This is a genomic window from Paraburkholderia sp. RAU2J, assembly GCF_003634845.1.
In the GTDB taxonomy this organism is placed as follows: Bacteria; Pseudomonadota; Gammaproteobacteria; order Burkholderiales; family Burkholderiaceae; genus Paraburkholderia; species Paraburkholderia fynbosensis.
The window spans coordinates 473,653-500,008 of sequence record NZ_RBXG01000003.1 but is presented as its reverse complement, the minus strand read 5'-3'; the positions used below and the strand labels follow the sequence as shown (position 1 = coordinate 500,008).

Below are 26,356 nucleotides of genomic sequence, written 5' to 3'. Positions count from 1 at the left end.
CGACACTACCGCAACGAGGGGACTGCAATTGGGCCATGCCAAACAATCGCTTGTCATTGGTGGTCAGGGCTTCTTGGGCGCCGCGATCGTACGCCATCTGATCGCCAAGGGAAAACCCGTGACGATCGCCGACAAGTATGCAGATAGTGCGAAATGCCACGCCCTGTTTGGCGATGGCGCGGTGACGGTCGTGCAGGCCGACATCATGGACGCGCAAGCCATGCTAGACCTGACGGAGGGCTACGACTCCGTCTACCACATTGCGGGCAAGCTGGGGACGACGGAACTGGACGACGATGTCATGGCCGGAATCCAGATCAATGTCATCGGCGCGGTCAATGTGTTCGCCGCCTGCGTGCAGAATTGTGTTCCCAATCTCTTCTATCCGTCCAAGCCGAATGTCTGGCTCAACACCTACACGATCACCAAATTTGCATCGGAGCAGTTCGCGAAGCTGTACGCGTCCAAGGGTGGGTCCAACATTTCGAGCTTGCGCTACTTCAATGCCTATGGCCCTGGTCAGGCCACAGGCCCGGTTCGCAAGATCATTCCATCGTTTGCGGAACGTGCAAGCAAGGGAATGCCCATCGAGATTTTCGGCAGCGGGGAGCAGATCGTCGACATGATCCATTCGGACGATATCGGCCGTCTGACCGTGGATTTCGTCGAGGCGGGCGGCAGTCTGGAGCCGATGGACCTGGGACGGGGCATCGGTCTGAGCGTCAACGAGATTGCCGCGGCGGTGAACGCCTATTTCAGCAATGGTGCAGGCGTCATTCACCTGCCCATGCGGCGTGGCGAGACACCGGAGACCAGGTTGATCGCCGACATGCAGCCGCTGAAGGCGTTGCTGGGCGATTTGCGGTTCCTGGATTGGACGGTGTCGCTTCACGACACGTTGGGATGGTATAGCAGAGCGTTTGCACAACTCCAGGCGGCCTGATGAAAATATTGGCCGTGGTTGCCCATCCCGACGACGAGGTGATCGGCTGCGGCGGAACGCTTTCGAAGCTCTCCGAGGACGGGCACGAGGTGCGGGTGCTGCTACCCATCAGGCGCAACGATCCGCGTGGCGTTGCGCATTGGGTGGAACTGGAGGACGCCTTCAGGAGCAGCTGCACCCACTTGGGGGTGCACGCTTTGATTGCCGACGAGCTTGTGGACGAAAGATCGCTGGAGGCGGGCGTCCATCATCTGCACGATCTGATCATGCCCGAGGTCGAATGGGCGGATACCATCTTTACGCATTGGCCAGGTGACTGCAACCAGGCCCACGGCAGTGTGGGCCGTGCTGTGGAAATCGCAACACGGCCATTTCGCCGCCGCAAGAATGTCTATCTGTTCGAGGTTTCGACTTCGACGGAGCAGGGCTTCTTCCCCAGCTTCGCGCCGAACATGTGGTCGGTCCTGGAGGAACGGCACGTTAGCCGAAAGCGCGAAGCCATGGGCTTCTATTCGACGGAGCTTGCGGGCGGACGAACGCCCGAGGCGCTCGCGCGCCGTATGCAGGCGCGGGGTGACGATATCGGCGCCCATGCCGCGGAAGCATTTCACATCGCACGCTTTTTCCTTTGATCCCGTCAGGGGCCGACGATACGGCTGATCGTCAGCAACGCGATCCGGAGGTCCAGCCACAGGCTGAACGTCCGGATATATTCCAGATCGTCGTCGATCATGTCGAACACACTGACATTCTTGCGCCGCGCGCGCACTTGCCAAAGGCCGGTCAGACCGGGGCGGACGACCGAGCGGGCATGCCGGATGTCGGGCAGATCGGCCAACATGGAAATCACCAGCGCGCGCGGGCCGATCAGGCTCATGTCGCCGCGCAGCACGTTGATGAGCTGAGGGAGTTCGTCAATGCTCAGCCGGCGTAGCAGCCTGCCAAGGGGGCCAATGCGGGGATCGCGATCATAAGTGAGGGTCTCACCGTTCGCGCCGCGCGTCGCCAGCCCGTGCGCCTTCAGGACCGCGTCGCCGTCCCGGCGCATGGTCCGCAGCTTGTAGCAGATGAACTGCCGATCGTTTCTTCCCCAGCGCTTGGCGAGATGCAGGACTGGGCGGCCGGAGCTGACCAGGATTGCGCTCATGGCGAGCACGATGATGGGACTGAGGCACACGAGAAGCAGCGCCGCGCCCGCAATGTCGAGCCAGCGCTTGACGCGCCATGACCAGCGGCGTTCGGGACAGGGCGGCCTAATTGATCTGCTCCGGCGAGAAATAGGTTGTCTCGGGCACACCGGCCATGATGCGGCGGACAACTTCCAGTCCCTGCAGATAGGCGTGGTCCATGTTCGACACCTCATACCGCCAGCCGCCGAAACGCCCCCGGCTGAAAATGCCGAGCGGTTCCAGGTGCGCATGAATGTCCGCCAGCGCCGCGTCGCGGCCATGGAAGGGCAACGGGTAACCGTGGGCCAGCGTCTTCTCGAAGGTGGATATGACGGGCTGGTCCTCGATCAGGCCGATGGAGCGCAGCCCCTGCAGAACATCATGGCGCAACCTGTCGTCTATGTCCGCTGCCAGGCCGGGCGCGCGGCTGGTCTCGCAAAGAATCGAATAATGCGGGCCGTCAGACGGCACGTTACCGGGCGAGAAATTCGAGGGGATGGTCACGCGCCAGAAAGGAAGTGCGGCATCGGGACACTGAAAACTATGGACGCCGCGATAGCGGGCCGGAATCACCCCACGCATGCCGAAGCCGAGCAATATCGCGGAGGATCGGCGCAGGCGCTTTGCCAGGCGCTGGACGTCCGGTCGATCGACGCAAAGCTCGACTAATGTGTCGAGCGGGATGGATGAGACGAGGGCGGTGTATGTGAACTGCGTGCCGTCCACGAGGTGGAGCTGACGCTTGCCCGTCTCGATCGCCGCGATGCTGCGGCCGAGCAGGACATGCTGCGCGCCGATCCTATCGACCGCCCGTTGCCAGATCGTGCCCATGCCACCCTCGCGGGGGTAGGGCACGCGATCGCTCTGGGTCCAGCTCGGGTCATCCGTGCGGAGGATGGCATGCTTGAGCATGCGGCGAAAGCCCACCTGCGGAACATTATGCAAGGCCGATCCGCTGCGCTGACGGACCCACTCGCTGCTCATCTCGCTGGGCTCGAGCGTCCACATTTTGCGGTTGAGCGGCTCCATGATGCGGCGCGTCAGCTCGCGGCCGAAGGAACGGTGAAGATGATTCTGGAAATTGTCGCTAGCGTCCGCGACGGGACGTGGGACCATGCCCATCCGGCTGCCGAGGCGATGCAGGAACAGATCGGAGAAGATCGGCAGCGCATGGGCAGCGGGAAAGCGGTGGACGTGGCGCTGGATGGGCGTGGGGATGAGCTTCCCGAACATGTGGACACCGCGAACCGGCATGGACTCGTGCCACGCTATGTCCAGGGAGCGAAGCGTGTCGCTGAAGGCCGCGCATTTCTCGTGGACGAAGAGGACATGCCCACCATAGTCGAACAGGAAGCCCTCCGGCGTGATCGCCGAGGCGGCATTGCCGCCGGGTTGGTTGCGCTCGTCGATGAGGATGAAGGGCGTCGCCGGATACTCCTGGCGGAGGGTCAGGGCAGCGCCGATGCCGCAAGGCCCCGCACCCGCGATGATGATCAATGGTCTTTCCATGCCGCTCCCATAGCGGGTTGGCGCCGGGCCGGCGGAGGAAGCATCGCGAGACTACGGAAGCAGCGATTTGCGGCACCGAGTTCGCCGGCGAGGCTTGGTCGAGCACGTGACGAACTGCCGTGCAAGAAAAAGACGGCAGCATGGACCGCGAGACTGGGCCTACATGAGGACGCAATTATACAGACGTTCAGTTTGAAATTAGCCTCAGACGCTGCATCGCGAACACTGACACGCCACTCGCGATGGGTTCAGGACGAATAGGCCACATGGGAAACGGCGGCGGCCGAAGCGCGCTGCCTTCCTATCGCCCGGCGCGCCCTCCAGCATCGCGCAACAGGAAGTCCACATGCAGCAGCTCGATGCGCGGACATCGGAATGGCTAGAGATACCTGGTCAGATCCAGTTTGTAACCGCCATGACAGCAGTTGCGAATTTTCCCTATCCCCGGTACATGTGGGCCGGCTACGAGCGTGTTCTCGGTAGCGAGTCGAGCCAGCCACTCTTCACGGGTTTGGACGGCTTGAGCCGGGTTGACGTCAAAGCCGATACTCCAGTGCGGATAGCGCAGTTGCAGCAGAGTGGAATGAATAACGTCTCCCCAGATGAGCATCTGCTGATCGCCGTCTTGGATTTGAATGCCGCTATGACCCGGCGTGATGTACGTTGTATTACGCGCTACTTGAGTCTGAAGTTGCACGCTCACGCCGCCAACCTCGCGCTGCTCCACGACCACAAATCAGCAGGCGACAGCGCCTTCGAGAATAGAAACCCCTGCAGTTCATCGCACCCGATGTCCCGCAGGATGCGAGCCTGATGCTCGCTCTCGACACCTTCGGCGACCACCCGCAGACCCAGCTCATGGCCCAGATCGATGATCGCCCGGATGATGGCGAGATCGGCCGGCGCCTCCAGCATGTCCTGTACGAACGCACGATCGATCTTGAGCCGATCGAGCGGAAAGCGGTTCAGATAGCTGAGGCTGGAGTAACCGATGCCGAAGTCATCGAGGGACAGTTTCACGCCGAGCTTGCGAATCGCGTTGATGGTCGTGAGATAGTCTTCCGCACTATCCATGAGCACTGTCTCGGTGATCTCCAGTTCGAGCCGCTCGGGGGCGACGCGATGCGATGCGAGACTATGTGCGAGTGTTTCGAGCAGGTCCGGGTCGCGCAGCTGGACGGCCGACAGATTGATCGACACGCGCAAGCGCATCGCCCCTTCCATGTCCCATGCCGCGATCTGCCGGCATGCTTCGTCGATGACCCAGGCGCCGAGTGGAATGATGAGCCGTGTGTCTTCGGCAATCGGAATGAACTGCGCGGGCGACACCGTGCCGATCTGCGGGCTGTTCCACCGCAGTAATCCTTCTACCGTGACCAGTTCGCCCGTGAGCGCATCAACGCAAGGCTGGTATTCGAGCCTGAACTCGTGCGTTGCGATCGCGGTGCGCAGGCACGCTTCGAGCCTCAGGCGGTGGCGCGCGCGTTCGGCCATCTCGGGCGCAAAGAACTTGACGAGGTTGCGTCCCGCGCCCTTCGCTTGATACATCGCCGCGTCGGCGTTCTGCATCAGCGTTTCGATATCCTCGCCATCGTCGGGGAACAGCGCCACGCCGACACTGCACGACACCGGCAACGCGACGCCGCCTAGTTCGTGCGGCTGACGCACGAGCGGCAGCAGGCGGTCCTCGATCGTTCGGCTGGCGTCCGCCGCATTGCTCACGCCATTCAGGATCACCGTGAACTCGTCTCCGCCGAGACGGCTCACCGTGTCGTTGCTGCGCACGGCTTGCAAGAGGCGTCGTGAGACCGAGCGCAGGAGGTTGTCGCCGATGTGATGGCCCAGCGAATCGTTGATGTTCTTGAAGCGGTCGAGATCGATGAACAGTACCGCGACACGCTGCCCCGTGCGGCGCGCGCTATCGAGCACCACGCCGAGGCGCCGCACGAAGAGCTCGCGGTTCGGCAGTTCGGTCAGCACGTCGTGTTCGGCGAGGAACTGGATGCGGGCCTCGCTCTTCTTGCGGTCCGTGATATCGATCAACGTGCAGATATAGTGGGAGAGGTTCGCGCGCCGGTCGCGCACCGCGCTCACCATGAGCCATGCCGGATAATCGCTGCCTGCACGGCGCCGCACATGCGCTTCGCCATGCCATGCGCTGAGTCGATCGACGGAATCGACGATGGCCGGAAAGATGTCGCCTTGCTCCTGCGCGCCGAAAAGGAAAGCGGGCTCCTTGCCCGCCACGTCGTCGGCGCGATATCCGGTCGCACGATAGAACGATGCGTTGGCGGTCACGAGCCGCCGCTGCGCATCCAGAATCAGAATCGCCTCGGATGATGCCTCGAACACCTTGCCCCACAACTCGAGGCGCTGCTCCATCAGCTTGATCTGGTTGATCGGGGTGAACGCGGTCAACACGGCGTCGCGCCCCTGGAAGTCGAGGCGCCGCGCCGACAGCATCGCCCAGGTCGGTTCGCTGCCGGCCTTCCAGCGCACCTCGAATTCGTCCACGGCCTCGCGGTCGGAGAGTTGCTGGAAGAAGCGTGCGCGCACTTCCGAGTCGAGCCCGAATCCCCATGGGTCTACCGTGCAGCCATTGAGCCAGGCAAGCGCCGGTCTGTTCGCGTGCAGTACCTCATGTCCCGGGATTGCCGTGACGACCATCGGCACGGGGGTCGCCTCGACGAGCGCATACTGCGCGGCCGACGCGCGGGCTGTCGCCGCGAGCTCCTTCTGCGCGTCACGCTCGCGGTCGAGTTGCGCGAGCATGTCGTTAAAGCCCTGCACGAGCTGGCCGATCTCGTCCTGGCTATGCCAGTTGGCGCGCAGAGAGTGGTCGCCGGTGCGGCGCACGGTGTCCATCACACGCGCGAGCTGGCGCAGGGGCCGCGAGATCTGCTGCGCGACGAAGTACACCATGCTCAGGATCGCGCACAGCAGGAAGAGGGCGGTTCCAAGGTGCAGCCACATCCGCTCGAAGAGGCCGCGCACGCGCTCATGCAAAAGTATTTCGAGCTGATTGCCGGTCACGCTCCACGCGTCGCTGATGCTCGTCACCACGCGCTGCTGGGCGGCATCGAGCGCGGCGAGCCTGGCCGCATCGGGGCCGGCGTCGACAGCGGCGCCAGCCACACTGCGATAAGCGTCGACCGCCGCGAGCATGCGTGCGATCGGCGGTCCGATCGTCCCGCTCAGTGCGCCGTTCGCGGCCGCGGCTTCCGAATAGTCCGAGCGCAGCCCCTGCAATACCGCGTCGAGTTGTCCCTCCAGCACGAGGTAGCGGGTCCGCATCTCGTCGCGGCTCATCGGTGCGGCGCGACGACTCGCGTCGGCATCGTGCAGGTGGCGGCCAATCCGGTTGACGTCGGCGAGCAGCTCCGGATAACGCAGAATCGACAGCGACATGGAGTAGTAGCTGTCGAGGTCCGGATCCAGAATCAGATTCGACTGGTTCCCGACGCGCGTCACCAGTGCACGCGTCGCCTCCAGGCCGCTGTCCACCGTCGCTGCACTCGCACGGGGTGCCGAGCTGGCTACGAGTGCTTCGAGCACCCGTTCATTGAGCGCGGCGCTCTGCATATTCGCGCCGAAGCGGCGCTCGGCATCCGCGAGTTTGCTGGCAGTGCGCTGTAATTGAGCCGCAGTCTGCGGTTGCCCGGCCCCCGCGAGTGCGAAGTCGATAAACGCGTCGTGCACGGCCGCGACGTAGGCATTGCCGATCAACTCCTTGTCAGAGAAGTCGATCGCGATGTACTTCTCGTGGATCAGGATGCCGCTGATGTACAGCACTGCGCTCAGGTCGAGCAGATAGATCAGCAGCAATTTGCGGCCGACGCGAAGGCGTCCGAGAAACCGGAAGAACAGGTTGCGTTTCATGGGTGTGATCGCGTGATCGCGGACCTTGCGTCCCGGAGGCGATAAGCCAGACGTTTCACTGCGTTTCTCCGTGCTGGGAACGTCGGACCTCGGTCAGGTCCGTCGGGGGAGAAGCCCCTGATCATGCTATCGACCAGTTTGAGAAGTTCTTTAGCTTTCGCTTAAAACGCCCCGGGAAGGTGCTGAAAACGCAACAAGATGGTGCGGGTTTTCTCTGAGGGCTTTCTGTAGATGTGTTTGCACGAGCTGGTTGGCAGACCGTACATATCGGGCTGTTACTTGAGGTAGGGCGGGTTGAATGCTATGAGCGCTCGCATGGAAGTCGCCACCGCGCGCCCCATGCGTGTCACCGCGCTCTAGAAACCGAGCCCGACTCCGACGCCTCCGAAACCGGAGCCGCCGAAGCTGCCCACACCGATCCCGACGCCGACACTGGGCCGGGGCGCATAGTATCCCGGCGGGTCGCCGTATCCGTAATAGGGCGGCTGCGCAGCGACGCAGCCCGCAACACCGAACGCGAAAGCCAGGATGCTGAGTAGCCTGATCATGACGCTCTCCCTTTCATGAGCCGGGACATGGATATCGCCAGCAAGATCTGGTCCCCGGTTAGCTGGCGGTCCCCTGATATTCTGACTCGATCTCAGCATCGGCGCTCCGGGACTGCGCTTCAGCAGTCGCGACGAGGCACCCGATCGAACGTTCGTCGATCTGCCGCAGCCGGTACTGCGGCCTTCGTGAATCCGCTTCATAAGCGTATCCAGATTCCGGCACCTAGTCACGCCGTCGCTCGCACAGTAGTCTCGCCGAAGGCTTGGATTCAGCTTCCAGTCGGAAGCCCCGGACATGACTGCGATGGTGGCTCGCTGCAACCCTAGCGCAGCATCCAGCCGACCGTCACCGAGGAGAGTGTCCTGAAGCATCTCGCAGCCGTGGTCACGTCGATCGGCGTGCTCGCGACGATTCCGTCCGCACAGGGCGCCGCAATCATCAAAGTGACGCCCGCGGGGACATCGCCTTCAACCGTGCCGTCGGCGCTTTTCCCGCGTGAGCGGGTTCCTTCGCCGAAGGTTCACGCGTTTGTTGAGTACCTGCGCGAGCGGTTGCGCTTTGTCGAACGTGGCGGGTAACGGGGCATACTTCACTGGTCGCGAATTCCTGACGTTCGTGTCTCCATCAACGACGGCTGACTCATGTTCATCGGTGCGGTGGCCATACTGGGCGCGGCCTCATACATCTTCATTCTCTGCGATATCAAACGCATCGAGTTGCCCGAGGGGCGCGTCGTGGGAAGGATGTCATGAACGCCGCCCGAGTGGTGTATGTTTGATCTACCGCGTCAATCCTTCGAGGGCAAACAGATGGAGCGTTCGAACTACGCACGTGAAGACATCGGCAATCTTGTGCTGCTGGAACACGTCAACCTCACGATCCCGGACCAGCGTCTCGCGACCGCGTTCTATGTCAGTGCACTCGGTCTGACGCGCGACCCGTTTCTGATGACGGGCGTGACCAACATGTGGATCAACGTCGGCCGTTCGCAGATTCACCTGCCGCACGGCGACGCGCAGCGCCTTCGCGGGCATGTCGGGCTGATCGTGGGCAGGCGCGCGGCGCTCATCGAGCGGCTGCGCGCCGTTCGGCCTCTCCTCGCGCAGACCCGATTCGGATGGACCGAGCGGGACGATCGCGTGGAAGTGATCTGTCCGTGGGGGAATCGTTACGACTGCCTCGATTCCGATGCGTGCGCGGCGAGCGACCCGTGGGCGGGCATCGAGCTTGGCATCGCGTATGTACAACTCGACGTGCCCGTCGGTGGCGCGGCGTCGATCGCTGCGTTCTATCACGAGATATTCGATGCGTCTGCCGAGGTACGCGAGCGTAACGGTTCGCTGCAAGCGGCGGTCGCGGTCGGCAGGCATCAACAACTCGTCTATGCGGAAACGCCATCGGCAAGCGAGGAATACGATGGACATCACATCCAGATCTATGTGGCCAATTTTTCCGGACCTTACGAGCGGCTCGCCGCGCGCGGGTTGAGTTATGGCGAGGAGGCTCACCAATATCGCTTCGCCGAGCTTGTCGATCCTGTGAGAGGTACGCCGTGCTTCACGCTTGAACACGAAGTGCGGAGCTTGCGTCATCCGCTGTACGCGAGGCCATTGGTGAACCGGAATCCGGATGTGACCAACCGTAACTATGGAATGGGGGGGGAGGCCTATGGCGGGGTGGTCTGACGGGTAAGCCGGCCCCGATAAATAGTCAGCTACGTCAAAGTGAACAGGCGCGCATCGCCTCCACGATTGCGTCCTGCTCCGGTGGCGTCTGGAACGAGGCTTCCAGGAGGGTGTGCCCGTCGTTCATTTTCGTCTGGAAACACACCTGATTAACGTGACGGGAAGCCGTCACGACAGACAGGCCGGCGAGGACCAGAATGGTCATCAATAAACCGGTGAGCGTCAGCGCAGCTACCCATTGTTGCGTCTCCACATCGCAAGCCGATAGGTGCCCACCTTCATCACCCTTCCTGCTCTCCTTGATACCAGTCATTTCTATCCTCCTGAACGGATAACGCCAATCTTGGTTCGAGGGATAAAATATGAAAAGTTGAATTTCCTGAAACTTACGTTCAGTTATTCCTAATCTGGTACTGCCATGCGAGAGATTAGTCTGGACCGCCTGCGCACGTTGGTGACGATCGCAGACCATCGTTCCTTTGCGGAGGCCGCACGTGTCCTGCACCTGGCAGCGCCAACTGTCAGCCTTCACATTCAGGAACTGGAGGAGCGCATTGGTGCGCCTCTGCTGTCACGCAAGCGCGGACACGTTCACCCCACAGCGATCGGGGAGACCCTTCTGACAAAGGCGCGGCACCTCCTCGCCGACGCGGGGCGCGCGCTGGACGATGTTCGACGGCAAGTACAGGGGCTTGAGGGCCGCGTACGGCTTGGCGCGTCGACGGGCGCAATAGCCAACCTCCTGCCGCGGGCTCTCGAAGCATTGGGGCGGCAGCATCCCGCGATCGATGTCCAGATTTCGGTGCTGACGTCGCAGGACACGCTTGGCCGCCTCGCGGAAGGGGCATTGGATATTGGACTGGTAGCGTTGCCTCAACCCACGATGGCGGGCCTTGTCATCAAGCCCTGGCGCCGGGATCCGGTCATGGCCTTCATGCCTGCCCAGTGGAAATGCCCGGCCCGCGTCACTCCCAGGTGGCTGGCCAGTAAGCCTCTCGTTCTCAATGACTCGACTACACGGCTTTCGCACCTGAGCACCGAATGGTTCGTAGCAGGGGGGCATCATCCTGTGCCGCGCATTCAGCTCAACTACAACGACGCCATTAGAAGTCTGGTCGCGGCGGGCTACGGCGCAGCGTTGTTGCCTCATGAGGCAACAACTCCATCGCACGATCCGCGCATTGTCATGCGCCCGCTTCGACCGGCGCTGTGGCGTCGGCTCGGCATCGCGCATCGAGCGGGGCGCATCGAGAGTTCTACGCAACACGTGCTCGATGTCTTGTGGGATTTGCGAGTGGTCTAGAAATCGTCATCTGGTGTGTCGGTTCGTGCGTGGAACGCAGGCATGCGTCGCTGCATCACTTCCGGCGCCTTCGTATTCGTTTCGAGCGCCGTGCCGGCATTCACGGAGCCTTCGCGTTGCCTCTCATTGCCCGTCCGTCGACGATTGTTGCCGTTCGGACAACATGCTGGACACATTCGAAACGCTACTGGCGTTCGCCCCCGCTGACTAGAATCAGCCACACGGTCGGTCGAAACGCGAGCAAAAAGAAAGCGCGCGAAATTCACGGTCGTGCTCGAGATCCGCGCCGCCAGGGCGGCTTACCCACTTAATTCACAGGACTATTGATCATGAGTGAAACAACCCGCAATGTGCAGCCGGTCACCGCCACCCTTGGCAAAGAAGGTTCAGGCGAACTCGTGCCTTCCCGCTACGCCGTGCGCGTGGGTGACGTCGACGTCGTGGTGATCAGCGATGGCGTTCTGCCGCTGCCGACCTCTACCATGTCCACTAACGTGAGCGAAGCGGACCGCAACGAATGGTTCGATGGTCGTTTCCTGCAACGAGACGTGTTCGACTGGGCGCTGAATATCGCGCTCGTGCGCAGCGGCGAACGCCTGATCCTCATCGACTCGGGCGTGGGCGATGGATTTGAATACTTCACGCGCGCCGGTCGGTCGGTGATGCGCCTGGAAGCGGCTGGCATCGACCTGGCTGCGATCACCGATATCGTGGTTACGCATATGCACATGGATCACGTCGGGGGGCTGAACGTTGATGGCGTCAAGGGCAAGCTGCGCCCGGACGTGCGCATTCACGTAGCGGCCGCGGAGGTGGAGTTCTGGAAGAATCCGGACTTCAGCAGGACGGTGATGCCGGAAACGGTTCCTCCCGCGCTCCGCCAGGCTGCTGCAAAGTTCGTAAAACTCTACAGCGAAAACATCGTGCAGTTCGATCAGACCGTGGAAGTTGCAGCGGGCGTGTCTGCGCGCGTGACGGGTGGGCACACGCCGGGGCACTGCGTCGTGGACGTCGCATCAAACGGCGAGAAGCTGACGTTCGTGGGCGACGCGATTTTCGAAGTCAACTTCGACAATCCCGAATGGCAAAATGGCTTCGAGCACGACCCCGAAGTCGCTGCGAACGTGCGTATCGCGCTGCTCAACGAAGCCGCTGAAACTGGCGCTCTGCTGGCTGCGGCGCATGTCGCATTCCCGTCTGTAGGCCACATTGCAAAGAACGGTGAAGGCTTTCGTTTCGTGCCGGTTACGTGGGACTACTGATTGATGATCGGCTATGAAGTATCGTCGTCGTATAGATTGCACTGACGATTGTCAGAAATCCACCACGTGTTCACAAGACTCGCGGTGGTTTTTTGCAGATGATCACTTGCCCGCACTGCGGCAGCGGCCACATTACCAGCGAGGGATTCCGGACGCGCCCCATCGGCGGAGCAGTTTTGCGGGCCATGCGCAAAGCGTGTGATTGCTGGAGCCCAGAAGGGCCCTCGCTGGCTGTGTCACCCGTCAATGTCTTTTTGCGACCGTGAGGATCCAGAAATCCGAATCGCTTCAACGGCCGGACATTCGACTGCTGCAACCTCCAATAGCCGAAACGGGTCGATCACTGCCGTACGCGCGGTTCGACGATATCCCCAGGCCTCACGCCCGCGTATCCAGACATCGTCGAACCCTCACCCGCACAGGTTTCATGCGTCGATCCGGACCACTACCTTACCGAAGTGCTGACCCGACTCAAGATACTTGTACGCGGCGGGCGCGTCGTCAAAGCCAAAGACGTGATCGACCACCGGCCGGATTTGATGCGTGGAGACGAGCCTGACAACCTCGTCGAGCATCGAGCGGCTGCCCACCATGATTCCATGCAGTCGCTTGATGCCGCCGATCACCGGAAGGAGTCCAAGCTCCGGCGCGCTAAAGCTGCTCACACCACCGATGATCGACACGAGGCCGCCCATTTTCGTCGCGGCCACCGAGCGTGGCAGTGTGTCCCGCTCACCGACCTCCAGCACAATATCCGCGCCTACCCCATCGGTCAGCCGGAGAACCTCGTTCTGCCATTCCGGCGTGGCGCGGTAGTTGATCGTCTCATCGGCGCCGAGTTTCTGCGCACGTTCCAGTTTCTCATCGCTCGATGACGTGATGATCGTGCGCAGACCCGCCGCCCGCGCCAGCTGCAGCGCGAAGATCGACACGCCGCCTGTGCCGAGCAGCACCACCGTGGAACCGGGTTTCGTGCCGCCGTCCGCGAATAGCGCGTTCCATGCGGTGACGCCGACGCACGACAACGTGGAGGCTTCTTCATAACCCAGGTGTGCCGGGATCATCGCAAGAGCCGTTTCGTCGACCAGGAACCGCTCGGCCAGCACGCCGTCGACTGTGGCGCCTGGCGAACCGTCGACTTTCCACGGCGCCGGAGCGCCGTCGATCCAACGCGGGAAATATGTGTTGACCACGCGATCGCCCGGTTTGAAGCGGCTCACGTCGCGGCCGGTCTCGACGACTTCGCCCGCCCCATCGCACAGCGGGACCAGCGGCGCATCGCCGATGCCGAGATAGTCTCCGCGGGCGTACATCAGGTCCCGATAGTTCAGCGACGCCGCGTGAACCCTGACAACGACCTCGGTCGGCCCCGGCGATCGGATGGTGGCGTCGCTGCGCTTCAGGCCGGAGATTCCGGCACCGGGTTTCAGTTTCCATGCTTTCATAGCAACTCCTCATCGGGTAGAAGCACCTATGTTAGTGTTGCCGGAAAGGTCGCATTGACGAGATTTCGACGACTTATCGTCGCCTGAGAGGAAACAGAAGACGGGGTATTCGGAGCTCGCACGATGGACGATCGGCTAAGAGGCATTGCGGAATTTGTGGATGTGGTGGATGCCGGCAGCTTCGCCGCAGCGGGCGAACGCCTTGGTGTCACGCGCTCGGCGATCGCGAAGATTGTCGCGAGGCTCGAGCAGCGTCTCGGGGTGAGACTGCTGCAGCGCACCAGCCGCCATCTGAGCCTGACCGACGAAGGACATGCGTACTATGAGCAGTGCCGCCGCGTGATGGCCGAACTCGTCGCGGCCGAGGCGGCGCTGGAGGCGGGCCGCCGCGATCCGTCCGGGCGGCTACGCATCACCGCGCCGGTGCTGTTCGGCAGGCAGTGCGTCGCACCCGTGATGCTGAAGCTGGTCGAGCGCCATCCGTTGCTTGACGTCGAGATGTCGTTCAGCGATCGCGTTTCGGATCTGGTCGAGGACGGCTTCGATATCGCGGTGCGCATTGGAGCGCTGCCGGACCATGCAACGCTTGTCGGGCGCCGGCTCGGCGTGCAGCGGATGGGCATTTGCGCGTCTCCGGCCTGGCTCGATCGACACGGGCGGCCGTCGGGCCTCGCCGAACTCGGCTCGCACGTCGGCATCGCTTACGGGCGCGGTGGACAGAGCACACCATGGCGCGTGCTCGGCGCAGACGGCGAGGTGCAGGAGTGCCGACTGTCCGCGCGCCTGCGTTATGACGATCTCCAGGCCATCGCCGACGCAGCGGCTGCGGGTGCAGGCCTTGCCTGGTTACCATGCTGGCTCATGGCGCCCTATCTGCGCGACGGCCGGCTATCGCTCGTGATGGATAGCAACAGTGTGCAGGGCGCCGAGGTTCACCTCGTGCGCCCGCAATCCCGACATCTGCCCTCGAAGGTACGCGTTGCAGTCGACGCGCTGGTAGACGAGATACCACGAGTGCTCGCCCGGGTCTGAGCGGCCGTGGACGCAAGATGCGTGCGCATTCATTTCCAGAAAATCGAGCCGGCGTTAATTTCTCCGTTAAACATCGACCGGTTGAATCCGCAGCCACGAACGGTCATTCGGCATCTACCCCTGGATCGTTGACCGAGGAAATTCCGTTAGTCCTTGCGATAGGTGGACGCCTTTTAACTCGAAGAGAAGTGTATCGTCGCGTGGGGCCATTTGGTGGCGGGCAGTGCATGACTACATTCGCAGCATTCTGAAAAGTGCGAAGTCGTGTCTTGCGCGTGTCGATTTCTCCCACGATCATTCGTCGTAGACACAGGAGGCGCCTTTGCCTTCGAACAGCACTGTCTTCAAAGGAGAAACACAAATGCGTGTAATGGTCATCATCAAGGCAACTCCCGAATCCGAAGCTGGGCAAATGCCAAGCATGGAACTCATCGCGGCGATGGGCAAATATAACGAGGAACTGGTGAAGGCTGGGATCATGCAAGGCGGCGACGGGCTGAAGCCCAGTTCGGCAGGCGCGCGCGTGAGGTTTTCAGGAAAGGACCGAACCGTCGTTGACGGCCCATTTGCAGAAGTCAAGGAATTGATCGCCGGGTACTGGCTCTGGCAAGTTCAATCGATGGACGAAGCGATTGAATGGGCAAAGCGCTGTCCGAATCCGATGGTAAGTGATTCAGAGATCGAGATTCGGCCTTTTTTTGAGCCTGCGGACTTTGGCGAGGCCTTTACACCCGAGCTTCAAGAGCAAGAAAAGCGTCTGCGGCAGCAGATCGACGGGCAGGCGCGCTGAAAGTTTTCACTGCATCACTCTGCAGGGTACGCGCAGGCACCCCAAAGTTGGCTATTTGAGATCTGAGGCAGGCTTCCTGACACCGTGCAGGAAGCCTCATGAGGTAGTGAATGACCACCCGATTGAGCGTCCGCTATCGGCTGATTCGGCTGTCCCATGTGGGTTGTCCCGAGTCGGTCAGCGTGTGGCTCTGTACGGTCAGGAACCGCCATTCCCCTAAGCCGGCACGCCCGACGCCGTTCCCGATTCTGACCTCGTAGCGAATGCATCGGGACACTCCCGGCCCGATGCGTTCGCACGCTCGCTTCCCCACGATCTTTACCTTGACCCACGACGCGTTCGCTTCGCTCGCGTGCGTCTTTCTTCACTGAGTTGCACTTTTCCGCGTAAACCCGCTTGCACCTTATTTTTGATGGATCTATATTGCATTTCACCATTAACTATTACGATGCGATAAATTATGAGTGACGACGTTCTGTTTTCGAATCACGGCAGCGTTGCGGTAATCACGCTGAATCGCCCCGAGCGCCTGAACGCGTGGACCACGCCAATGCGCGAAGCGATCATCGCGGCGCTCGAACGCTTCAATGCCGACGACGCTGTCGCTGCGATCATCATGACGGGCGCGGGCGATCGCGCATTCTCGGCGGGGCAGGATCTGGCGGAGGCGCACGACTTCGACGGCGCGCGCGCGGTGGCGTGGGTCAAGGAGTGGCAGCGCTACTACGCAACGCTGCGCGGCCTGAGCAAGCCGCTCGTGATGGCGCTCAACGGCACGGCCGCGGGTTCGGCGTTCCAGGTCGCCTTGCTGGGCGACATCCGCGTGGGTCACCCGGGCGTGCGCATGGGTCAGCCGGAAATCAATGCGGGCATCGCCAGCACGACCGGCCCATGGATCATGAATTCGATGCTCGGCATGTCGCGCACCATCGAGCTCACGCTCACCGGCCGTCTGATGGATGCCGACGAGTGTTATCGCATCGGATTGATTCATCACATCGTCGAGCAGGACAAGGTCTTCGAGAAAGCGCTGGAAATCGCCACCGAACTCGCCGCCAAGCCGCCCGTCGCCATGCGACTGGACAAGCAGCGTTTCCGCGAGATGACCGAGCCGGGGTTCGCGGACTGTATCGAGGCGGGTGAGCGAATCCAGCGCGAGGCGTACGACTCCGGCGAGCCCGCTCGCATGATGGAAGAGTTCTTCGAAAAGCGCGCGAAATAAAGCGGGCTGAAGTCGGGCCGCTTCTTCTCAACCCCAGTGCGGGAGACCTGAATCATGACGCAAGACTTCAACCCGACGCGCCGGCGCATTCTGCAAGGCGCGGGCGCGCTCGCAGTGGCCGGCTCGATGCCGCTTGCCGTGCGCGCTCAGTCCAGGCAGATCGTCGTATCGGACCCGGGCGGCCCGTACACGACTGCGTATCGCGAAGCGTTTTACGATCCGTTCGAGAAAACGACGGGCATCAAGGTCGTCAGCGTCGCGCGCGAATCGCAGCCGGTCGCGCAATTCGCGGCGATGGTGCAAACGAAGAACTACGTGTGGGACGTCACCACGCTGACGCTGTCGGCGGACATTCCGTACCTCGAAGCAACAGGTCTGCTGGAGCCGATCGGCCTGAAGACGAGCGACTTCCCGGACATCATGCCCGAGGCGATCACACCGAACTGGCTCGGCGTCGACGTGTATTCGACTGTGCTGGCGTATCGCGCGGACAAGTTCAAGGACAACGGCCCGAAGTCGTGGGCGGACTTCTGGGACGTGAAGAAATTTCCCGGCCGCCGCTGCCTGCGCCGCAGTCCGCTCGACACGCTCGAACAGGCGTTGCTCGCGGACGGCGTGCCGCTCGACAAGCTCTATCCGCTCGACGTGGACCGCGCGTTCAAGAGTCTGGACAAGATCAAGCCGCACATCAATATCTGGTGGACGTCTGGCGCGCAGGCGATGCAGGCGATCCAGAGCGGCGACGTCGACATGATCTCGACGTGGAACGGCCGCGCGCAAGCCGCGAAAGACAACGGTGCGCCGGTGACGATCGTCTGGAAGCAGGGCCTTTATTCGATCGAGGGCTGGGCCATCCCGAAGGGCACGCCCCGCGCCGATGCCGCGAGGCAGTTCGTACGTTTCTGCGCCGACGCGAAGCGTCAGGCCGCGCTCACGCGCACGCTGGCCTACGGCCCGACCAACAGGAAGTCCTTCGAGACCATCAGCAAGGAACGTGCGGCGCTGCTGCCGACCGCGCCGGAGAACATCGAGGACATGAGGCTGCCCAGCCCGCAATGGTGGGAGGCCAACCGCCAGAAGGTCACCGAGCGGTTCAATTCCTGGATCATTTCCTGAGGACGCCACGATGAGCTCGAAACTCGAAGCGATCGGCATTGCCAAGCGCTATGGCGATGCGCTCGCGCTGGAACCGACGGATCTCGCCGTGCAGGCGGGCGAATTCCTGACGCTGCTCGGTCCCTCGGGTTCCGGCAAAACAACCTTGTTGCAAATGATCTCCGGGCTCGTCGCGCCGAGCGCGGGGCGCATCGAGATCGACGGACACGACGTCACGCACGTCGAACCGGGCAAGCGCGGCATCGGCATGGTGTTTCAAAGTTATGCGCTGTTCCCGCACATGAGCGTGTGGGACAACGTCGCATACGGTTTGCGCATGCGACGCAGGTCGCGCGAAGACGTGCGCGCCGCGGTGGACGACGCGCTCGCTATGGTGCGCATGAGCGAATACGCAAAGCGCTATCCGAAGGAATTGTCCGGCGGGCAGCAGCAGCGCATCGCGCTTGCGCGCTGCTTTGCCTACCGGCCTTCGGTGATTCTGCTCGACGAGCCGCTCGGCGCGCTCGACAAGAAACTGCGCGAACACATGCAGGCCGAGATTCGACGCCTGCACAAGGAACTCGGCGCGACCTTCGTCTACGTGACGCACGATCAGGACGAAGCACTCACGCTGTCCGACCGCATCTGCCTGATGAACCAGGCGCGCATCGAGCAGGTGGGCACGCCGTCCGATCTCTATGATCGTCCGGCCACACGTTTCGCCGCGGCTTTCATCGGGCACTCGAACCTGCTCGAAGGCGAACTCGACGCGGCGCGCGGCGCGGGCGGCGAGCCGATCCTGCTCGCGGCGGGCGGCCGCATTCCATTGCCGATGAGCGCAGCGGGTGCGCCCGCTGCGCGTCACACCTTGCTCCTGCGCCCCGAAGCGCCGCGCCTCGTCGAACCGCGTAGCGGCTTTGTCGCCGGCACGATCTCGGATGTCGTGTTCTTCGGCAGCGACACGCGCGTACAGCTCGCCATGAGCGACGGCACGGAGCTGACCGTGCGCTGCGAGCGCAGCGTGACGCCGCGCGTCGGCGACCGGGTCGGCCTGACGTGGGACCCGCACCGCACGACGCTGTTACATGCCTGAGGAATCGTCATGACCATCGCTCTACATGCGCAGCGCGAGAACGCAACTGCGCGGCGCGGCCGGTCCATCGTGCTCGCGCGCTGCCTGCGCTTTTTGCCGATCGTGCCCACGCTGCTGTTCCTGCTGGTGTTTTTCATCGTGCCGGTCGGAGAAATCCTGCAAGGCGGTCTCGTCGGCGCCGACGGCCAGATCGGCTTTGCGCAGTTCGAGCGCATTGCGCGCACGCCCGTCTACGCGAAGGTGCTGTGGATCACCTTCGCCATCTCGTTCCTGACGGCGGCGCTGTCCATTGTGCTCGGCTATCCGGTCGCATACATGCTGAGCCGGCTCCCGGAGCGCGTGCGCGAACGCTGGCTGCTGTGGGTCATGCTGCCTTTCTGGACCAGCTATCTCGTCAAGACTTACGCGTGGATGCTGCTGCTGTCCAAAACCGGCGTGCTGTCCACCATCGCGCTCTCGCTCGGCCTCGTGCGTGAGACGAGCGGCACGATCCCGTCGCTGACGGGCGTGCTCATCGGCATGGTGCATTCGATGCTGCCGCTCGCGGTCATGACGATGCTTCCCGTGATGCGCGGCATCGACGAGCGCCTCGCGCAGGCGGCGGAAACGCTCGGCGCGGAACGCAGCATGAGTTTCTTCACGGTGTTCCTGCCGCTTTCGTCGCCCGGCGTGGCGGCGGCGGGGCTGCTCGTGTTCATCTCGAGCCTCGGTTTCTTCATCGTGCCGGCGCTGCTCGGCTCACCGAAGGAAACGATGATCGCGCAACTCGTGATCTCGTCCGTGCTCGAACTCTTCGACATGCGTTTCGCCGGCGCGCTTTCGACGGTGCTTTTGATCTGCTCGGTCGTCATCTTTTTCGTCTATGACCGCATGGTCGGGCTGACATCGTTGACGGGCGAGGTGACGGAGCGTTCGCGCGGCTCCCGCGCACAGGGCGTCAGGCTCGCGCTGCTGATAACGGCGGGCCGGGTTTTCGCGCCATTCGTGATGCGCCGCAAAGCGCACGCGGACACGACCGCGCGCGCCGCGAGCCCACTCGGACTCTACACGTGCATCATCATGATCGTGCTCGTGGCGCCGGTGCTCTCGGTGATTCCCTATGCGTTCACGACGAGCGACTACATCGCGTTTCCGCCGAAGTTTTTCAGCACGCGATGGTTCGGCACCTTCATGGATTCACCCGTATGGCGCAGCGCGATCATCCGGTCGTTCGAAGTGGGTCTGGGCACTGCGCTGCTGTCCCTGCTGCTCGGCTTCGGCGCGACGCTCGCGATGACGCGCATGCCGAGCCGCGCGAGCAAGCCCGTGTTCGCGCTGCTGGTCGCGCCGCTGATCGTGCCGCGCATCGTGGTCGCGGTGGGCCTCCTGTATCTGTTCGGCCGACTGGGACTCACGGGTACCAATCTCGGCCTCGTGATCGGACATACAGTGCTTGCGATCCCCTATGTGGTCGTCACGCTCGCGGCGGGGTTCCAGCGCTTCGACTGGCGGCTGGACGATGCGGCCCGCGTGATGGGGGCATCGCCGTTGCGACGCATCACGTCGATTGTGCTGCCCCTGCTCATGGCGAGCGTGAGCGCGGCATTTCTGTTCGCCTTCCTCGTTTCCTTCGACGATCTCACCATCGCGATCTTCGTGAGCGGTGGCATCAATTCGACGCTGCCGAAGCAGATGTGGGACGACATCCAGCTGGCGATCACGCCGACGCTCGCGGCCGTGTCGACCACGCTGGTCATTCTGATCGCGCTGGTCGTGGCGGTTTCATCCTGGCTCAAGCGCCGCGCGCGCTGAATTCCGCTTTTCAATCGATATCACTATGCATCGCTACTCGAAATATTTCGCTCACCGCCACCCAGACGACGAACTCGACTGCGTGCCCCTGCTCGCTGCCGGATTGCGCCGCGAGCAGGCGCGTACCGTCGCGCACTTCGACGATCAGGCGATCACCTGCGACGACATTGCGCGGCATGTCGCCCAGCTGCAGCGCTGGTTCGCGGACGAAGGACTCGTGCAGGGCGACCGCGTCGCCGTCATGCTCGGCAACGGCGCGGGTCACGTTCACCTGATCTATGCGCTCATGCTAAGCGGACTGGTCTGGGTACCGGTGAACACGAAGCTGCGCGGGGCGGGCCTCGAATATCTGCTGCAGCACGCCGAGCCGAAACTGCTCGTCATCGAGGACGAATTCGACGCCCTGACTGCGGCGATCGATTGCGGGAAGACTCGACGCGTGCATCTGCCCGCGTTCGATGCACAGGAACCGGCTGCTGCATTCACGAGCCCGGAGATCGGCGTGCACGATCCGCTGTGCGTCATCTACACGTCCGGCACGACGGGCGCGCCGAAGGGTGTCGTTTTCACGCACCGGATGATGCGCATCGCGAGCGAAGCCGCGCTGCGCGTCGCCGATGTGCGCGCAGGCGACCGGCTCTTCCTGTGGGAGCCGCTGTGCCATATCGGCGGCGCGCAGATGCTGATGCTGCCGTTCCTAGAGGCGGTGACCTTGCACGCGGTGCCGCGCTTTTCGGCCTCGCAGTTCTGGTCTCAGGTCGAGCGCGCGGGTGCCACGCAACTTCACTATCTCGGCGGCGTGCTCGATATCCTCATGCAACTGCCGTTGGATGCACAACCCGAGGCGCACACGCTGCGCGTCGCGTGGGGCGCGGGCGTCAGCGCCTGCGCATGGGCGCCCGTGCAGGAGCGCCTCAAGGTGCGCTTGCGCGAGTGCTACGGCATGACCGAATGCTCGAGCTTTGCGACTGCGAATGCCACGGGCAAGCCGGGGTCGATCGGTCGCGCGCTGCCGTGGATCGAGGTCGAACTGCTCGACGAAAACGGCCAGCCCGTGCAAGAGGGCGAGGCGGGCGAGATCGTACTCTCGAGCAAGGTGAATGGCACGTTTCTGCCGACCTACCTCAAGAATGACGAGGCGACCCAGGCTGCGCTGCGTAACGGCAAACTGCACACGGGCGATCGCGCGCGGCGCGATGCCGACGGCGACCTTTTCTTCATCGGCCGGCAGACGGATAGCATGCGCGTGCGCGGCGAGAATGTGTCGGCGTGGGAGATCGAGCGGATTTTCGCGGAGCATCCGGCGGTGCGCGCGAGTGCTGCGATCGGCGTGGCGTCACCGATCGGCGAGCAGGACATCCTTCTTAACGTGCAGTTCAAGGAGGAACCGGTGGAGTGGGAGATCATGCATGCGTGGGCGCGCGAGCGGCTCGCAAGTTTCCAGTTGCCGCGTTACTACCGTGCGGTGGCGAGCTTCGAACTGACGGCCAGCGAGCGGATCAAGAAGCATCTGCTGCCGCGCAGTGTGGACGACGCGTGGGATCGCATGGTCAAGGCGCAGGTTTGATATCGGATATCGATAAGACTTTAGGGCTATGCGATAATTCAGCAATGATCCTAAAGATGAACATGTGATGATCGAAGCGCCCAAAGTCCCGCGTACGCGCAAGAGTGTAGCAACGAAGCCGCAAGTCGAGGCGGCGGATCCGAGTACCTCGTCGCTGTACGTGCAGTCCGTCGAAAAGGCGATGAAAGTGCTCACCGCCTTCGACGGCAGCAAGCGTCAGCTGTCCTTGTCGGAGATATCGTCGCTCACCGGCTTCGACATGAGCGCAACGCAGCGCTTCACCTTCACGCTCGCCGCGCTGGGCTATCTTTTCAAGGATCCCGACAGCCGCAAGTACGAACTGTCGCCGAGGCTGCTGGACTTCACTTACCATTACCTGACATCCAACGAACTCGTGAGCCGCGCGACGCCGTATCTTCAGCAACTGGGCTCGGAGACGGAGGAAGCCACCAATCTCACGGTGCTGGACAATACGGACATCGTATTCGTATTGCGGATCGTCAGCCGCAATGTGTTCAACGCCCATGTGATTACGGGCTCGCGCCTGCCCGCGTACTGCACTGCGCCTGGACTCGCGATACTCGCGACGCTTCCCGATGGAGAGATTGACGATATTCTGTCGCGTACGAATCTCGTGCCTTACACATCGTCGACCGTTTATCAGCCGCGCAAGATCAAGGACCGCATCGCGCAGATTCGCAAGCAAGGGTATGCCCACACCGAGGACGAGTATTTCGTGAGCGACATTTCGACGGCGGCGGCTATCACTAATGCGCACGGGCGGGGTGTTGGCGCCGTGAACATTGCGGTGGCGAGATCGCGCTGGCACGCCGACCGCGACGAGCAGCGCTTCGCCGATCTGGTCATTTCCACCGCATCGGCGATTTCGACGCGGCGTCGCGTGGAATAGCACTGTTCGGGTGAGGCCACGGGCTAGCGACGAGGCAGTCGACCGCTCGACGCGAGCGCGACGGCGGACGTTGAACTCGACCCGCCCATGTATGCGCAGCGGCGGCAGGAAACACGATCCGGCGAAGGCGCGCGGCGCGGCGATTGACTGGGGCCGCCGCATGATGACAGTGAAGGCCCCGCTTCCACGAACGTCGACGACGGCCACGCGAGACCCGATTGCGCTTCCGGTGCGATCGCAGATTGGCAATACAAGGTTCGTCTAACTTATCCGCTCATCTCTTGACGCCCTGCTTACAGGACGGAAATTGATCATGGATGAATTCTTGAGGTCGTCCCTTGATCATGCGTGGCACAGGGCGCCGATGCGCTCGACACTTCATGTAATTCGTGGGCGATGATGTTGATCAGCGCTTCAGCAGCAGCGCTCAATGGCCGCCGCGGATGACTGATGCGCACGATATGGCGGACGATGCGCGGCGCGAGAATCGGATAGGCGCGCAGCGCCCCTTGACGCACTGCGCGTTCAACCGCGATGCGCGGCAGGATCGTCGCGAAGTGGGTGCTTTCGACGAGCTTTACGATCGTACTCAACACATCGATTTCGAAGCGCGGCGCAAGCAGCACATCCTCATGCTGCGCGGCCGTATCGAGCACGCCGCGCAGGCCGTGACGCTTGGTGGGCAGCACGAGTTCGAGTTCGGGCAATTGAGCGAGTTCGATCGCATGCGGCAGTTCGAGGCCGTGTTCGGCGCTGGTGACGAGCACCATCTCTTCATCGAGGAGCGGCTGCGAGTCGAGCGACAGGCGCGAGCGCGGCTTGTTGATCAGCGCGGCGTCGAGCTGGCCGCCCGACACCCAGTCGATGAAGGTCGCGGTGTAGCCGTCGGCGATGGTGACTTCGACATGTGGATAGCGCGCGTGAAAGCGCGACAGCGAATCAGCCAGCACGCTTTCCGTCACCGATGCGATCAGCCCGATCGATACGTGGCCCGTCACGATCTCGTCGCGCTGAACCATTTGCTGACGCGCATGCGCGAGATCGCGGACGATCGGCAAAAAGAGGCGGTACATCAGACGTCCGGCGGCGGTGGGCGCCATGCCGTGCGCGCCGCGGTCGAACAGTTGCTGATGCAGTTCTTCCTCGAGCTTCGCGATCTGCATGCTGAGTGCCGGCTGCACGATGTTCAGGCGCTTGGCGGCGCGCGTCACGGAGCCGTCCTCGAACAGTGCGATGAAATACTGGATCTGCTTCAGGTCCATGAGAGGTCCATTTGACGTCCAGCAGGAGCGCCGCGGGTTGCATCAGCAAAGTTAATATCCGCTGCGCGGTGCATCAGGTGACTCACGAAAGCCGGTAGAAAAGGCACACCGCGTAACTGTCCGATTAGCTGACAAAAATCATTGCCGTAACGCGTTGCCTATTGATAGCCGAGTGCACGAAGGGCGTCATCGGGGCTAACACTGATATCAAAACTAATGATGAAAAACATCAAAAAACAATATTAGAAGTTATAGCCCGTTCTCGCTACGCTTCATTCCAACTTGCTGCATGTCCACCCGACAGTCTCGTTCCGGCGCCCGGCAGCAAGCACGATGGAGACAGAAATGAACTCACGCGATGCCGCAGGCAGCGGCACACCTCAATCCTCATGGGCGCCGCAGAGCACCGCGCCGACGCTGCGCCACTGGCTTGAACGCCTGTCGGCAACGGGCCGCGTCGCGACGATCGATCAGCCGGTTTCACTCGAACACGAACTCGCGGCAGTCGCCAAACGGCTCGACGGCGAACAGGCCGCCATCTTTCTCAAACCCGGCGGCCACGCCATTCCGGTGGTGAGCGGCTTCATGTCGAAGCGCGCGTGGATCGCCGAAGCGATGGGCGTGCCCGAGGCCGCGCTGCTCGAACGCTTTCGCGATGCGGCCGCGCATCCTGTTGCCTGGCACGAACTGCCACGCGAAGAGGCCGCGTGCCAGCAGGTCGTCCGCACGCAGGGCATCGATCTGCACGCATTGCTGCCGATCCCGACACACAGCGAGCACGACAACGGTCCCTACATCACGGCGGGACTCGTGATTGCGCGTAATCCGCGGACCGGCATCCAGAATGTGTCGATCAACCGCATTCAGGTGCACGCCCCGGACCGCATGGCGATCCTGATGCTGCCGCGTCATCTGCTGGCGTTCTATCAGGCCGCGGAAGCGGCGGGCGAGGCGCTCGACGTGGCGATCGCGATCGGCGTCGACCCGTTGACGATGCTGGCGTCGCAGGCCATTACCCCGATCGACCACGACGAACTGGAGATCGCCGGTGCCTTGCACGGCGCGCCGCTGCCCGTCGTGAAATGCGTGACGAACGACGTGCGTGTACCCGCATTTTCGGAAATCGTGATCGAGGGCCGCATCCTGCCCAAGGTACGCGAGCCCGAAGGTCCGTTCGGCGAATTCCCGAAGTACTACAGCGCGCGCGAAGCGCGTGAGGTGATCGAGGTGACGGCGGTCACACACCGCGAACAGCCCATCTATCACACGATTGTTCCGGCTGAAATGGAGCATCTGCTGCTCGGCGCCATTCCGCGCGAAGCGACGTTGCTGGCGCATCTGCAGCGCGGCCATCCGGGCGTGAAGGACGTAGAGTTGTCGGTGGGTGGCGTGTGCCGGTATCACCTGTGGGTCCAGTTCGACAAGAAGCGCGAAGGCGAAGCGAAAAACGTGATTTTGTGCGCGTTCGGCGCGCACTACGACATCAAGCAGGTGATTGTCGTCGATACCGACGTGGACGTGCACGATCCCGCCGAAATCGAATGGGCGATCGCGACACGCTTCCAGGCGGATCGGGATCTCGTGATAGTGGCCGGCGCACAGGGCTCGCCGCTCGATCCGTCGACGACCGTCGGCCAGCCCGAGGATGCGGCGCCGCACATGCAAGGCGTCAGCGCCAAGATGGGTCTCGACGCGACGCGCCCGATCGTCTATCCAGCACATGTATTCACACGCGTGCGGATTCCAGGGCAGGACACCGTGGATCTCGACCGGCTCGTCGCCACGAGCAACGCGGCGTTCGATGCCTACCTGCACAGCGGCCAGCTGCGCGACGCGGTCTGAGCGAGGCA

The 26,356-nt window shown here is 62.5% G+C and carries 23 protein-coding genes and 1 pseudogene; 16 read left to right on the top strand and 8 right to left on the bottom strand.

Going from position 1 to position 26,356, the window contains the following annotated elements; genetic code table 11:
- The first annotated feature begins 28 nt into the window (after positions 1–28).
- Positions 29–943, top strand: a complete 915-nt coding sequence (locus tag B0G69_RS33705; protein ID WP_158609027.1) for an NAD(P)-dependent oxidoreductase — start codon at positions 29–31, stop codon at positions 941–943.
- Complete coding sequence (locus tag B0G69_RS33700) at positions 943–1,575, top strand: PIG-L family deacetylase (protein WP_121324466.1); 633 nt, start codon at positions 943–945, stop codon at positions 1,573–1,575. The genes B0G69_RS33705 and B0G69_RS33700 overlap by 1 nt, the downstream gene beginning before the upstream one ends.
- Before the next feature lie 5 nt (positions 1,576–1,580).
- On the opposite strand, the gene B0G69_RS33695 is transcribed toward B0G69_RS33700, so the two are convergent.
- The 5 genes from B0G69_RS33695 to B0G69_RS33675 form a co-directional block, all read right to left on the bottom strand.
- The gene (locus B0G69_RS33695; protein ID WP_241991605.1) at positions 1,581–2,306 is read right to left on the bottom strand and encodes a sugar transferase; all 726 of its coding nucleotides are present in this window, start codon (positions 2,304–2,306) and stop codon (positions 1,581–1,583) included.
- A complete protein-coding gene (locus B0G69_RS33690) occupies positions 2,197–3,609 on the bottom strand; it encodes an FAD-dependent oxidoreductase (protein ID WP_158609025.1) in 1,413 nt (470 codons plus the stop codon). The genes B0G69_RS33695 and B0G69_RS33690 overlap by 110 nt, the downstream gene beginning before the upstream one ends.
- 391 nt (positions 3,610–4,000) lie before the next feature.
- Entirely contained in the window at positions 4,001–4,324 is a 324-nt protein-coding gene (locus B0G69_RS33685) for a hypothetical protein (RefSeq protein WP_199731453.1), read from the bottom strand.
- On the bottom strand, positions 4,321–7,500 hold the full coding sequence (locus B0G69_RS33680) for an EAL domain-containing protein (RefSeq protein ID WP_121324463.1): 3,180 nt from the start codon (positions 7,498–7,500) through the stop codon (positions 4,321–4,323). Before B0G69_RS33680 ends, B0G69_RS33685 begins: the two co-directional genes overlap by 4 nt.
- A 356-nt stretch (positions 7,501–7,856) precedes the next feature.
- Complete coding sequence (locus tag B0G69_RS33675; RefSeq protein ID WP_121324462.1) at positions 7,857–8,048, bottom strand: hypothetical protein; 192 nt, start codon at positions 8,046–8,048, stop codon at positions 7,857–7,859.
- A gap of 381 nt (positions 8,049–8,429) precedes the next feature.
- On the opposite strand from B0G69_RS33675, the gene B0G69_RS33670 reads away from it, so the two are divergent.
- Together B0G69_RS33670 and B0G69_RS33665 are read left to right on the top strand one after the other, a co-directional pair.
- Positions 8,430–8,627, top strand: a complete 198-nt coding sequence (locus B0G69_RS33670; RefSeq protein WP_121324461.1) for a hypothetical protein — start codon at positions 8,430–8,432, stop codon at positions 8,625–8,627.
- A gap of 192 nt (positions 8,628–8,819) precedes the next feature.
- Positions 8,820–9,734 carry a glyoxalase/bleomycin resistance/dioxygenase family protein gene (locus B0G69_RS33665; RefSeq protein WP_241991604.1) on the top strand — a complete coding sequence of 305 codons (915 nt, stop codon included), beginning with the start codon at positions 8,820–8,822 and terminating at the stop codon, positions 9,732–9,734.
- A 34-nt stretch (positions 9,735–9,768) separates the two neighbouring features.
- Here B0G69_RS33665 and B0G69_RS33660 read toward each other — a convergent pair whose 3' ends face one another.
- Positions 9,769–10,047 (bottom strand): hypothetical protein, encoded by a 279-nt coding sequence (locus tag B0G69_RS33660; protein ID WP_121324460.1) that lies wholly within the window; start codon positions 10,045–10,047, stop codon positions 9,769–9,771.
- Between the two features lie 105 nt (positions 10,048–10,152).
- On the opposite strand from B0G69_RS33660, the gene B0G69_RS33655 reads away from it, so the two are divergent.
- The 3 genes and pseudogenes from B0G69_RS33655 (at position 10,153) to B0G69_RS33645 (ending at position 12,299) form a co-directional block, all read left to right on the top strand.
- The gene (locus tag B0G69_RS33655) at positions 10,153–11,037 is read left to right on the top strand and encodes a LysR family transcriptional regulator (RefSeq protein WP_121324459.1); all 885 of its coding nucleotides are present in this window, start codon (positions 10,153–10,155) and stop codon (positions 11,035–11,037) included.
- A gap of 29 nt (positions 11,038–11,066) precedes the next feature.
- Positions 11,067–11,150, top strand: a pseudogene (locus B0G69_RS33650) (IS5/IS1182 family transposase); the annotation flags it as partial.
- Positions 11,151–11,366: 216 nt separating this feature from the next.
- Positions 11,367–12,299, top strand: coding sequence for an MBL fold metallo-hydrolase (locus B0G69_RS33645; RefSeq protein WP_121324458.1), 933 nt, complete (start codon positions 11,367–11,369; stop codon positions 12,297–12,299).
- Between the two features lie 425 nt (positions 12,300–12,724).
- Here B0G69_RS33645 and B0G69_RS33640 read toward each other — a convergent pair whose 3' ends face one another.
- The gene (locus B0G69_RS33640) at positions 12,725–13,744 is read right to left on the bottom strand and encodes an NAD(P)-dependent alcohol dehydrogenase (protein WP_121324457.1); all 1,020 of its coding nucleotides are present in this window, start codon (positions 13,742–13,744) and stop codon (positions 12,725–12,727) included.
- Positions 13,745–13,867: 123 nt separating this feature from the next.
- Between B0G69_RS33640 and B0G69_RS33635 the strand changes: the two genes are divergently transcribed.
- The 8 genes from B0G69_RS33635 to B0G69_RS33600 all read left to right on the top strand — a co-directional run bounded on the left by B0G69_RS33635 (position 13,868) and on the right by B0G69_RS33600 (position 23,244).
- On the top strand, positions 13,868–14,776 hold the full coding sequence (locus tag B0G69_RS33635; RefSeq protein WP_121324456.1) for a LysR substrate-binding domain-containing protein: 909 nt from the start codon (positions 13,868–13,870) through the stop codon (positions 14,774–14,776).
- A 361-nt stretch (positions 14,777–15,137) separates the two neighbouring features.
- Positions 15,138–15,566: a YciI family protein gene (locus B0G69_RS33630; RefSeq protein WP_121324455.1), complete on the top strand. Its 429-nt coding sequence runs from the start codon at positions 15,138–15,140 to the stop codon at positions 15,564–15,566.
- A 460-nt stretch (positions 15,567–16,026) separates the two neighbouring features.
- Positions 16,027–16,788 carry an enoyl-CoA hydratase/isomerase family protein gene (locus B0G69_RS33625; protein WP_121324454.1) on the top strand — a complete coding sequence of 254 codons (762 nt, stop codon included), beginning with the start codon at positions 16,027–16,029 and terminating at the stop codon, positions 16,786–16,788.
- Between the two features lie 54 nt (positions 16,789–16,842).
- Positions 16,843–17,904: an ABC transporter substrate-binding protein gene (locus tag B0G69_RS33620; RefSeq protein WP_121324453.1), complete on the top strand. Its 1,062-nt coding sequence runs from the start codon at positions 16,843–16,845 to the stop codon at positions 17,902–17,904.
- 10 nt (positions 17,905–17,914) lie between these two features.
- The gene (locus B0G69_RS33615) at positions 17,915–18,976 is read left to right on the top strand and encodes an ABC transporter ATP-binding protein (RefSeq protein ID WP_121324452.1); all 1,062 of its coding nucleotides are present in this window, start codon (positions 17,915–17,917) and stop codon (positions 18,974–18,976) included.
- Positions 18,977–18,985: 9 nt separating this feature from the next.
- A complete protein-coding gene (locus B0G69_RS33610) occupies positions 18,986–20,767 on the top strand; it encodes an ABC transporter permease subunit (RefSeq protein ID WP_121324451.1) in 1,782 nt (593 codons plus the stop codon).
- A gap of 25 nt (positions 20,768–20,792) precedes the next feature.
- Complete coding sequence (locus B0G69_RS33605; protein ID WP_121324450.1) at positions 20,793–22,334, top strand: AMP-binding protein; 1,542 nt, start codon at positions 20,793–20,795, stop codon at positions 22,332–22,334.
- A 67-nt stretch (positions 22,335–22,401) separates the two neighbouring features.
- Entirely contained in the window at positions 22,402–23,244 is an 843-nt protein-coding gene (locus B0G69_RS33600) for an IclR family transcriptional regulator (protein ID WP_121324449.1), read from the top strand.
- A gap of 311 nt (positions 23,245–23,555) precedes the next feature.
- On the opposite strand, the gene B0G69_RS33595 is transcribed toward B0G69_RS33600, so the two are convergent.
- Positions 23,556–24,506 carry a LysR family transcriptional regulator gene (locus B0G69_RS33595; protein WP_121324448.1) on the bottom strand — a complete coding sequence of 317 codons (951 nt, stop codon included), beginning with the start codon at positions 24,504–24,506 and terminating at the stop codon, positions 23,556–23,558.
- A 345-nt stretch (positions 24,507–24,851) separates the two neighbouring features.
- On the opposite strand from B0G69_RS33595, the gene B0G69_RS33590 reads away from it, so the two are divergent.
- Complete coding sequence (locus B0G69_RS33590; RefSeq protein ID WP_121324447.1) at positions 24,852–26,348, top strand: UbiD family decarboxylase; 1,497 nt, start codon at positions 24,852–24,854, stop codon at positions 26,346–26,348.
- Positions 26,349–26,356: the final 8 nt, after the last annotated feature.

Coding starts and splice junctions, on each gene's coding strand:
- B0G69_RS33700 (WP_121324466.1), top strand. CDS start 943: ATGAAAATATTGGCCGTGGTTGCCCATCCCGACGACGAGGTGATCGGC.
- B0G69_RS33695 (WP_241991605.1), bottom strand. CDS start 2,306: ATGAGGTGTCGAACATGGACCACGCCTATCTGCAGGGACTGGAAGTTG.
- B0G69_RS33680 (WP_121324463.1), bottom strand. CDS start 7,500: ATGAAACGCAACCTGTTCTTCCGGTTTCTCGGACGCCTTCGCGTCGGC.
- B0G69_RS33675 (WP_121324462.1), bottom strand. CDS start 8,048: ATGATCAGGCTACTCAGCATCCTGGCTTTCGCGTTCGGTGTTGCGGGC.
- B0G69_RS33665 (WP_241991604.1), top strand. CDS start 8,820: ATGTTTGATCTACCGCGTCAATCCTTCGAGGGCAAACAGATGGAGCGT.
- B0G69_RS33660 (WP_121324460.1), bottom strand. CDS start 10,047: ATGACTGGTATCAAGGAGAGCAGGAAGGGTGATGAAGGTGGGCACCTA.
- B0G69_RS33655 (WP_121324459.1), top strand. CDS start 10,153: ATGCGAGAGATTAGTCTGGACCGCCTGCGCACGTTGGTGACGATCGCA.
- B0G69_RS33645 (WP_121324458.1), top strand. CDS start 11,367: ATGAGTGAAACAACCCGCAATGTGCAGCCGGTCACCGCCACCCTTGGC.
- B0G69_RS33640 (WP_121324457.1), bottom strand. CDS start 13,744: ATGAAAGCATGGAAACTGAAACCCGGTGCCGGAATCTCCGGCCTGAAG.
- B0G69_RS33635 (WP_121324456.1), top strand. CDS start 13,868: ATGGACGATCGGCTAAGAGGCATTGCGGAATTTGTGGATGTGGTGGAT.
- B0G69_RS33630 (WP_121324455.1), top strand. CDS start 15,138: ATGCGTGTAATGGTCATCATCAAGGCAACTCCCGAATCCGAAGCTGGG.
- B0G69_RS33625 (WP_121324454.1), top strand. CDS start 16,027: ATGAGTGACGACGTTCTGTTTTCGAATCACGGCAGCGTTGCGGTAATC.
- B0G69_RS33620 (WP_121324453.1), top strand. CDS start 16,843: ATGACGCAAGACTTCAACCCGACGCGCCGGCGCATTCTGCAAGGCGCG.
- B0G69_RS33615 (WP_121324452.1), top strand. CDS start 17,915: ATGAGCTCGAAACTCGAAGCGATCGGCATTGCCAAGCGCTATGGCGAT.
- B0G69_RS33610 (WP_121324451.1), top strand. CDS start 18,986: ATGACCATCGCTCTACATGCGCAGCGCGAGAACGCAACTGCGCGGCGC.
- B0G69_RS33605 (WP_121324450.1), top strand. CDS start 20,793: ATGCATCGCTACTCGAAATATTTCGCTCACCGCCACCCAGACGACGAA.
- B0G69_RS33600 (WP_121324449.1), top strand. CDS start 22,402: ATGATCGAAGCGCCCAAAGTCCCGCGTACGCGCAAGAGTGTAGCAACG.
- B0G69_RS33595 (WP_121324448.1), bottom strand. CDS start 24,506: ATGGACCTGAAGCAGATCCAGTATTTCATCGCACTGTTCGAGGACGGC.
- B0G69_RS33590 (WP_121324447.1), top strand. CDS start 24,852: ATGAACTCACGCGATGCCGCAGGCAGCGGCACACCTCAATCCTCATGG.